Here is a 9,491-nt window from a genome sequence, read left to right as displayed (position 1 = left end):
AGGAGGGGGTGGGGGCCGGGGGGGCGGGGGCGGGGGGGGCGGGGGCGGGGGCCACGGGAAGGGGGGCGGCGGGGCCGGGGGCGGAGGGGGTGGCCACGGCCGTGGACGCACCACCGGCCGGGGGGGGGGCGGACGCGGGAACGGAGGGGCCCCCCGCCACCCGGGGGGGGACGTACGTCGGGGCGGCCGGCGACTCGACAGGGGCCGTGGCGTTCTGTCCACCGCCGTTCTGTCCACCGCCGTTCTGGCCGGCGTTGAAGGGCAGCGTGTCGAGCAGCGAGACCAGCCGGTCGGGCAGGGCCGGGACCAGATCGACCATCGAGCGGTCGGTCGCCGACAGATAGTACCAGCCGCCATAGACGATGCCCGCCAGCACCATCGTGCCGAGCAGGACCGTACCGCCGGGGATGCGGCCTTCCGGCGCCGGGGTTGGGAAATAGAGCTGCTGGCTGCGCGTGCGGCCCGCCGCCTCATCCTTGTAGCGGGTGAGGACGGTGTCCGGGTCGAGCCCCAGGCACTCCGCGTAGGAGCGCAGGAAGCCGGCGGCGTAGGTGGTGCCCGGCAGGTCCTCGAAGCGGCCCGCCTCGATGGCCTGCAGGTAGGGATAGCGGATGCGCAGCATCGTCGCGACCTCGCGCAGGTCGTAGCCGAGGCTCTCGCGCGTCTCGCGCAGGGTGTCGGACACGCTGGGGCCGGTCTGCGCCGGGCCGTCCTGCGTGGGGTCGTAGGAGCCGAAAACCTTGCGCTTGCCCATCATCTCAACCGTACCGTCGCCTCGGATGACTTGTGGTCGCACCCCCGGCATGGGTACGCCAGCCGTGGGGTCGGCGCAACCGGGAAAGACCGTGACCCTGCCATCTTGTATACGCCCTTCGCCCGAACCGCTGTAACAAAACGCCGCCACGGCCCGGTACGGCGTCGGATATGGCTCCAGGGTGGAGCAAGCGGCGGTGGGCTTGGGCGCGGCCTCAGATGAGGACGCCGTGGTCCTTGGCGAAGCTGCGCAGCTTGTCGCGCAGGCTGTGGTCGCCGCGCAGGTAGAGCCCGTTCATGTACTGGCGCAGCGCCGCCACGTCGAGCGAGCGCAGCATCGTCTTCACCGGGCCGACCGAGGGCGGCGACATCGACAGGGTGCGGAATCCGATGCCGATCAGCGCCATGGCGTCGAGCGGCCGGCCGGCCATCTCGCCGCAGATGCTGACCGGGACGTTGGCGTCGCCGCAGGCCTCGACCAGCCGACGCAGCAGGCTGAGCATGGCCGGCGACAGCGGGTCGTAGCGGCCGGAGGTGCGCGGGTTGCCGCGGTCGCTGGCGAAGATGTACTGGGTCAGGTCGTTGGAGCCGACCGACAGGAAATCGACCCGCGGCAGCAGGGCCGGCAGCTGCCAGAGCAGCGCCGGGACCTCGATCATCGTGCCGACGCGCACGCGGCTGGGCGGCTCGCCCCCCTGCCCCTCCAGGCGGGCGATCTCCAGGTCGAGCAGGCGGCGGGCGGCGTCGAACTCCGCCACCTCGGCGATCATCGGGAACATCACCGACAGCGGACGCCCGGCGGACGCCCGCAGCAGCGCGCGCAACTGCTGGCGCAGCAGCGACGGGTGGTCCAACCCGATGCGGATGGCCCGCCAGCCGAGCGCCGGATTTTCCTCCCCCTCGCTGGCCGCGATGTAGGGCAGCATCTTGTCGCCGCCGACGTCGAGCGTGCGGAAGACCACCGGCTTGTCGTCGGTCTGGCCGAGGATGCGGGAATAGAGGTCGGTCTGCGCGTGGACGTCCGGGTAGGTCGAGCGCACCATGAAGGGGATTTCGGTGCGGTAGAGGCCGATCCCCTCCGCCCCGCTGGCCTTCAGATGCGGCAGGTCGATCAGCAGGCCGCAATTGAGCTGGATGGAGATCGGCACGCCGTCCCGCGTCACCGAGGGCAGCGCGCGGATCGCCTCGTACATCTGCTCCTTGCGGGCGCGCAGGGCCACGGCCTCGGCAAAGGCCATCTGGATGTCCTCCGCCGGGCGGACGAAGGCCTGCCCGTGGTCGCCGTCGACGATCACCGGGTCCAGCGGCTCGATCCGGTTCAGCGCGTCGGGCGCCTGCACCACCGGGATGTTCAGCGCGCGGGCCACGATGCAGACGTGGCTGGACGGCGAGCCTTCCTCCAGGATCACGCCGCGCAGGCGGCGCTGGTCGTAGTCGAGAAGCTCCGCCGGCCCCATGGACCGCGCGACCAGGACGATGTCTTCCGGAAGCGTGCCGCCGTCCGCCTCCGACTTGCGCCCGGCAAGGTGCTGGAGCAGCCGGTTGGTCAGGTCCTCCAGGTCGAGCAGACGTTCGCGGATGTAGGGGTCGGTCAGGTGGCTCATGCGGGCGCGGGTGTCGTTCTGCACCTGCTGCACCGCCCCTTCCGCCGTCAGACCCATGCGGATCGCTTCGCGGATGCGCGACAGCCAACCACGGTCCTCCGCGAACATGCGGTAGGTTTCCAGGATGTCCTTGGGCTCGCTCAAGCCCGCCAGCGCCGCCGCGTTCAGCAGGTCGTCGATGGCGCTGTGCATGGTGGCGATGGCGGCGTTCAGCCGCGCCAGCTCGCTCTCGGCGTCCTCGGACACCATCTGGCGGATGGTCAGCTGCGGGCGGTGGATCACCGCCAGCCCCATCGCCAGGCCGCTGGCCAGCGAGGTGCCCGACAGGCGCGCCGGCAGCAGCGCCGGGTCACCGGTGGAGGCGACCTCCTGCGGGTTGACCAGTTCGCCCTGGGCGACCAGCTCGGCCACCACCATGGCGATGGTCTGGAGCGTCTCGACCTCGACCTCAGTGTAGCGGCGGCGGTCCTTGTGCTGGATGACCAGGACGCCGCGGACCTTGCCGCCGCGCAGGATCGGCACGCCGGCCAGCGACAGGAACGGGTCCTCGCCGGTTTCCGGGCGGTAGGCGAAGCTGGGGTGCGACGGCGCGTTGTCCAGCGCGATGGGCCGCGCGTGGCCGGCGATGTCGCCGACGATGCCCTCGCCCACCCGCAGGCGGGTGTTGTGCACGGCGTCCTGGTTCAGGCCGAGCGTGGAGAACAGCTCCAGCACCTCGCCCGCCCGCATGACGTAGCAGGAGCAGACATCCGCCCCCATCTCCATGCCGATCAGGGTGACGATCTTGTCCAGCCGCTCCTGGCCGGAGCCGGAGCCCGCCATGACGTCGCGCAGCCGCGCCAGCAGGCGGCGCGAGGCGGCGCCGTCGAAGCCCGGCGATGCGGCGGGGATGTCGCCCAGGACGCCGGTCATCAGGCCGCTCCCAGGATGGCCGATGGACCGATGACCGGCTGCTCTTCGGCATCGATGTGCGGGCCGCGGGCGGCCAGCGCCGTTTCGGCCTGGGCGATCAGGTCGCCGATGATCTCGGCCACCGGCTGCTCGCGCGTGACCAGCCCGACGCTCTGCCCGGCCATCAGCGAGCCGCTCTCCACGTCGCCGTCGATCACCGCGCGGCGCAGCGCGCCGGCCCAGAAATGCTCGATCTCCAGAATGCCCGCGTCGCGCGTCGTCTCGCCGCGGTCCACGCGGGCGATGACCTCGCGTTGAAGCTCCATGAAGCGCTTGGACCCGGCGTTGGCCAGCGCCCGCACCGGGATCACCGGGAAGCGCGGGTCGATCTGCACCGACGCCTGGGCGTCGCGCGCCGAGGCCTTGATGAAGACCTGCTTGAAGCGCGGGTGCGCGATGGATTCGGTGGCGCAGACGAAGCGGGTGCCGATCTGCACACCCGCCGCCCCCTGCTCCAGATAGGACAGGATGGCCTCGCCGCGCCCGATGCCGCCGGCGACGAAGATCGGGACCTCGCGCAGGTCGGGCAGGATCTCCTGGGCCAGGACGGTGGTGGAGACGGGGCCGATGTGGCCGCCGGCCTCCGTGCCCTCGATCACCAGGGCGTCGATGCCGATCTTGACCATCCGCCGGCCGCTGACCAGCGTCGGGGCGAAGGCCATGGCGCGGGCGCCGCCGTCCTTGATCCGCTTGATGGTGGCTCCGCTGGGGAAGCCCCCGGCGATCACCACGTGGCTCACCGCCAGCTCCCGGCAGACGTCGATCAGACGGTCCAGGTCCGGGTGCATGTTGATGAGGTTGACGCCGAAGGGCTTCGTGGTCAGCGCCCGCGTGGCGGCGATCTCCGCCGCCAGCAGGTCCGGCGGCATCGAGCCGCAGGCCAGCACGCCGAAGCCCCCGGCGTTGGAGATGGCGGAGACGAGGCGGCGCTCCGACACCCAGCTCATCGCACCGCCCATGATGGCGGTGCGCGTGCCGAGGAAGGCGCAGCCACGCTCCCACAGCCGGTCGAGTCGGGCGCCTGCGACCGCGTCGGACCTGGCGTCGGTCATCGCCGCCCCTCCCCCTTCCCCGCGACTCAGGCCGCGTCCAGCCCGTAGGCGGTGTGCAGCGCGCGCAGCGCCAGCTCCGCATACTCCTCGGCGATCAGGACGGAGATCTTGATCTCGGAGGTGGAGATGACCTGGATGTTGATGCCCTTGTCGGCCAGCGCCTTGAACATGCGCTGCGCGACGCCGGCGTGGCTGCGCATGCCGACACCGATCACCGACACCTTCACCACGTTGGCGTCGGAGACGATGCGCTTGTAGTTCAACTCGGCCTGGGCATCCTCCAGCACCTTGACGGCGCGGGCGATGTCGGCCTTGCCGACCGTGAAGGTCATGTCGGTGGACTTGCCGTCTTCCGACACGTTCTGGACGATCATGTCGACATTGACGGCGGCGTCGGTCAGCGGACCGAAGATGCTGGCCGCCACGCCCGGACGGTCGGCGACGCCGATGAGGGTGATCTTCGCCTCGTCGCGGCTGTAGGCGATGCCGCTCACAACTTCCTTTTCCACGATCTCGTCCTCGTCAACAACAAGGGTACCGGGAAGCGCGCTGCCGGCGGCCTCCTCGAAGCTCGACAGAACCTGCACGCGCACGCGGTGGTTCATCGCCATCTCGACCGAGCGGGTCTGCAGGACCTTCGCCCCCTGCGACGCCAGCTCCAGCATCTCCTCGTAGGTGATCTTGGAGAGCTTGCGCGCCTTGGTGACGATGCGCGGGTCGGTGGTGTAGACGCCGTCCACGTCGGTGTAGATGTCGCAGCGGTCGGCCTTCAGCGCCGCCGCCAGGGCGACCGCCGAGGTGTCGGAGCCGCCGCGGCCCAGCGTGGTGATGCGGCCGCTCTCGGTCACGCCCTGGAAGCCGGCGACCACGGCGACCTCGCCGGTGTTCATCCGCTTGTCCAGCTCCGCCGTGTCGATCGACACGATGCGCGCCTTGCCGTGCGTCTCGTCGCTGTAGATCGGAATCTGCCAGCCGAGCCAGGACCGCGCCTGGATGCCGAGCGACTGCAGCGCGATGGCGAGGAGACCGGAGGTCACCTGCTCGCCCGAAGCGACGATGGCGTCGTACTCGCGCGCGTCGTGCAGCTTGTCGATGTCGTTGCAGTATTTCACGAGCTGGTTGGTCACGCCGGACATCGCCGACACGACGACGGCGACCTGATGCCCCGCCTTGACTTCCTGCTCGACCTTTCGGGCCACGTTCTTGATGCGGTCGATGTCGCCGACCGACGTGCCGCCGAACTTGAGGACGATCCGCGCCATACCTCACACCATGTCTGGGCCGGCACATAAGCCGGCAGTCCGCGCCCCCGCTCTACCGTTGCCGGCGCGGGGCGGCGTATCCATACTCTGTCGCTCACAGCGAGGCAAGTTCGCCCCGCAATTGTTCTCGCAATCCAAGCATACGGGATTTCTTTCATGACCGCGACCGCCGGAACCGCAGGCACCGCAGGCACTGTCGACCCCCAGGACATCGCCCGCTTTTCGGCCATCGCCGCGGAATGGTGGGACCCCACCGGCAAGTTCCGGCCCCTGCACCGGCTGAACCCGCTGCGGCTGGCCTACATCCGCGACACGCTGTGCCGCCGCTTCGGCCGCGACCCGCTGGCGGCGGAGCCGCTGAAGGGCCTGCGCGTCGTCGACATCGGCTGCGGCGGCGGCCTGCTGTCGGAGCCCGTCGCCCGCATGGGCGCCACCGTGGTCGGCGTGGACGCCGCGGAGCGCAACGTCCGCACCGCCGCCGCCCACGCCGCGGAGACCGGCACTCCCGTCGACTACCGCGCCACCACCGCCGAGGCGCTGGCCGCCAGCGGCGAGCGCTTCGACGCCGTGCTGGCGATGGAGGTGATCGAGCATGTCGCCGACGTGCCGCTGTTCGTGAAGTCCTGCGCGGAGCTGACGGCACCGGGCGGCGCGCTGTTCCTGGCGACGCTGAACCGCACGCCGAAGTCCTTCGCGCTGGCCATTGTCGGGGCGGAGTACATCCTGCGCTGGCTGCCCCGCGGCACCCACAACTGGCGCCAGTTCCTGCGCCCCGGCGAACTGGCCGCCGCCCTGCGCGCCGAGGGGATGGCGATCCGCGACCTGACCGGCATCACCTACAACCCGCTGTCCGACGAGTTCCGGCTGAACCCGCGTGATCTGGACGTGAATTACATGGGTTGGGCGGAGCGGGCCTGAACGTACGGAGCATCGGCGACGCGTACGGGCGTACACACCGTACGCGTCGCCGATGCTGGCTGAAGAGGCGGTGGCATCGAGAGCCGCACAACGAAAAACGGGAGAGCCGCCGGCCCTCCCGTTTTTTCGTGTTCGCAGGAAACGCGTCTTACGCCGCGTGGCTGGCTTCGTGCTGGGTCAGCAGCGCGTAGATCGCGTCCGCCGAGTCCGAACCGCGCAGCTTCTCGCACATCGATTGGTCACGCAGCAGGCGCGACACACGGGCCAGCGCCTTCAGATGGTCGGCGCCGGCATGATCCGGAGCCAACAGCAGGAAAATCAGATCGACCGGCTGCTCATCGATCGCATCGAAGTCGATGGGCCGCTCCAGCCGGGCGAAAACGCCGTGGACGCGGTCGAGGTTGGGCAGCTTGCCGTGCGGGATGGCGATGCCATGCCCCACGCCGGTGGTGCCCAACCGCTCGCGCTCCAGAAGGACGTCGAAGATCGCCCGTTCGTGCTGGCCGGTCAGCTCGGACGCCTTGCGCGCCAAGTCCTGCAGGGCCTGCTTTTTGCTGCCGGCCTTCAGGTTCGGGAGGATGGCGTGCGGCGTGATGAGATCGAGCATGACGCTATGAATGTGGTTGGAACGGAAACCGGACTCAGGCGCCGGCCTTCTCCGCCGGATCCACCCAGCCGATGTTGCCATCGGCGCGGCGGTAGACCAGGTTCAGGCGGCCATGGGCGCCGTTGCGGAACATCAGGGCCGGGGCGTCGGCGAGTTCCATGCGCATCACCGCCTCGCTGACCGCCAGGGTCGCGATGGTGGTTTCCATCTCGGCGATCACCATGGGCTGCGCCTCCTCGGCGGCGGCCTCTTCGCTCTCCACATGGGCCTCGTCCTTCTCCGCTTCCAGGATCTGGTAGCGGGCCGGGAAGGCTTCCTGCGCAGGGGCTTCGACGCTGTGGTGGTCGCGCAGACGGCGCTTGTAACGGCGCAGGCGCTTGGCCAGCTTCTCGCACGCGGTGTCGAAGGCGGGGTACGGCTCGGTGGCGTCGGACGCGCTCTGAAGGACGATCCCACGACCGACATGGACCTGAATGTCGGCCTTGAACAGATGCGCTTCGCGCGTCAGGACGACGTTGGCCTCGATCGGCTTGTTGAAATACTTGCCGACGATGGTGTTCAGGCTGTCCGCAACGTGGCTGCGCAGAGCGTCGCCAACGTCAAGCTGCTTGCCTTTGACGGTCAGTTGCATTTTGGGATGTTTCCAATCTGGTCCGCGATAGACATGGGACGACGGAAGGCCGCCGCGTGCGGACGGGGACCATAGTGACGGCGGTATGGGCTGTCAATCAAGGACGGCCCCCTCCCGGCCCGGTTACATGCGTGACATCTTGGCACGGCGTCGCTGCACCGATGACGGAATGCGCATCGCTTCACGATACTTCGCGACCGTCCGGCGCGCAATGTCGATCCCTTCACCCCGAAGGATTTCGACGATTTTATCATCCGACAGCACATCCTCGGGCTTCTCGGCGTCGATCATCGCCTTGATGCGGTAACGCACCGCTTCCGCCGAGTGGGCCGCCTGCCCGTCCGCGCCCTGGATGGCGGACGTGAAGAAATACTTCAACTCGAAAACGCCCCGCGACGTCGCCATGAACTTGTTGGTTGTGACCCGGCTGACCGTGCTCTCATGCATGCCGATCGCCTCGGCGATGTCGCGCAGGATCAGCGGCTTCAGATGCGAGACGCCGTGTATGAAGAAGGCGTCCTGCTGCCGGATGATCTCGCTGGCCACCTTCAGGATCGTGGTGGCGCGCTGGTGCAGCGACTTGACCAGCCAGTTGGCCGATTGGAAGCGCTCGGTGATGTATTCCTTGTCCGCCTTGTTGCGGGCGGTGCCGGAGATGCGCGCGAAATAACGGTGGTTGACCAGCACCCGCGGCAAAGTGTCCGGGTTGAGGTCGATCAGCCAGCCGCCGCCGGGGTTGGCGCGCATCAGGATGTCGGGGGTGACGAGCTGGGCGGGCGTGTGGTCGAAGCTGAGCGCCGGCTTGGGGTTCAGCTTGCGGATCTCCGCCACCATGTCGGCGATGTCCTCGGCGTCCACGCCGCAGACCTTCATCATCGCCGGGAGATTGCGCGCCGCCAGCAGCTCCAGATGGTCGAGCAGCGCTTCCATCGCCGGGTCGAAGCGGTTCTTCTCACGCAGCTGGATCGCCAGGCATTCCTTGAGCGATCGGGCGAAGATGCCCGGCGGGTCGAAGCGCTGGCAGGCGGCGAGCACCCGTTCCACCCGCTCCGGCGCGCAGCCGAGCTGCCCCGCGAGGCTCTCGACCTCCAGGCCGGTGATCCAGCCGGCCTCGTCCAGCATGTCGATCAGGGCCAGACCGATGAGCTGGTCGCCGAGATCCGGCAGGTCGATCTTCAGCTGCTCGGTCAGATGGTCGCGCAGGCTCTTCTGGCCGGTCAGCGTGGCTTCCAGGTTGGACTCGTCGTCCTCGAAGCCGCCGCGTCCGCCGCGCTCCTGCCAGGAGCCGTAGACGTCGCTGGACCCGTCCGTCCCATCGGAAAAGCGGTCGTCGGAATAGACATTCTCGAAATCGGTGTCGAGCGGGGCGTCGGAGGCCGATCCCATCGTCTCCGACGACGTCATCTCCACCGTGTCGCGGGTGCGCCCGTCGGTCATCGGCGGCTGGCGCTCCTCCGGCGCGGCGAGGTCCACCGCTCCGGGCTCGCCACCGCCGTCACCGGCGCCGTCGCCCCCGGACTCGCCGCCGCCCTCGCCGGGACCGCCGTCGCGCTCCAGCAGGGGGTTCTGCTCGATCTCGCGATCCACGAAGTCCGACAGTTCGATGTTCGACAGCTGCAGCAGCTTGATGGCCTGCTGCAGCTGCGGAGTCATCACCAGGGACTGGGTCTGACGAAGATCGAGGCGTTGGCTGAGCGCCATGGGCAGGGAAAC

At 69.2% G+C, this 9,491-nt stretch carries 8 protein-coding genes; 1 reads left to right on the top strand and 7 read right to left on the bottom strand.

Annotated elements, in window-relative coordinates; genetic code table 11:
- From GBZ26_RS08045 to GBZ26_RS08030, 4 genes are all read right to left on the bottom strand, one after another.
- A partial coding sequence (locus GBZ26_RS08045) for a helix-turn-helix domain-containing protein (RefSeq protein ID WP_247884783.1) occupies nucleotides 1-757 on the bottom strand: 757 nt, incomplete at its 3' end.
- Between the two features lie 211 nt (nucleotides 758-968).
- Entirely contained in the window at nucleotides 969-3,269 is a 2,301-nt protein-coding gene (ptsP, locus tag GBZ26_RS08040; RefSeq protein WP_174438391.1) for a phosphoenolpyruvate--protein phosphotransferase, read from the bottom strand.
- Nucleotides 3,269-4,360, bottom strand: a complete 1,092-nt coding sequence (locus GBZ26_RS08035; protein ID WP_174438390.1) for an NAD(P)H-dependent flavin oxidoreductase — start codon at nucleotides 4,358-4,360, stop codon at nucleotides 3,269-3,271. The genes ptsP and GBZ26_RS08035 overlap by 1 nt, the downstream gene beginning before the upstream one ends.
- Before the next feature lie 26 nt (nucleotides 4,361-4,386).
- Nucleotides 4,387-5,622 (bottom strand): aspartate kinase, encoded by a 1,236-nt coding sequence (locus tag GBZ26_RS08030; protein ID WP_040133868.1) that lies wholly within the window; start codon nucleotides 5,620-5,622, stop codon nucleotides 4,387-4,389.
- 156 nt (nucleotides 5,623-5,778) lie between these two features.
- On the opposite strand from GBZ26_RS08030, the gene ubiG reads away from it, so the two are divergent.
- Entirely contained in the window at nucleotides 5,779-6,540 is a 762-nt protein-coding gene (ubiG, locus tag GBZ26_RS08025; protein ID WP_174438389.1) for a bifunctional 2-polyprenyl-6-hydroxyphenol methylase/3-demethylubiquinol 3-O-methyltransferase UbiG, read from the top strand.
- 148 nt (nucleotides 6,541-6,688) lie between these two features.
- Here the strand turns inward: ubiG and ptsN are convergent, their stop codons facing one another.
- From ptsN to rpoN, 3 genes are all read right to left on the bottom strand, one after another.
- Nucleotides 6,689-7,147, bottom strand: coding sequence for a PTS IIA-like nitrogen regulatory protein PtsN (ptsN, locus tag GBZ26_RS08020; protein ID WP_014198055.1), 459 nt, complete (start codon nucleotides 7,145-7,147; stop codon nucleotides 6,689-6,691).
- Nucleotides 7,148-7,181: 34 nt separating this feature from the next.
- Nucleotides 7,182-7,778, bottom strand: coding sequence for a ribosome hibernation-promoting factor, HPF/YfiA family (gene hpf / locus GBZ26_RS08015; RefSeq protein WP_174438388.1), 597 nt, complete (start codon nucleotides 7,776-7,778; stop codon nucleotides 7,182-7,184).
- Nucleotides 7,779-7,901: 123 nt separating this feature from the next.
- Nucleotides 7,902-9,479, bottom strand: coding sequence for an RNA polymerase factor sigma-54 (rpoN, locus tag GBZ26_RS08010; protein WP_174438387.1), 1,578 nt, complete (start codon nucleotides 9,477-9,479; stop codon nucleotides 7,902-7,904).
- Nucleotides 9,480-9,491: the final 12 nt, after the last annotated feature.

The sequence above is a fragment of the Azospirillum formosense genome, assembly GCF_013340925.1.
GTDB lineage: Bacteria > Pseudomonadota > Alphaproteobacteria > Azospirillales > Azospirillaceae > Azospirillum > Azospirillum formosense.
The sequence above is the reverse complement of the archived record's forward strand: the minus strand, read 5'-3'. Positions and strand labels throughout refer to the sequence as shown.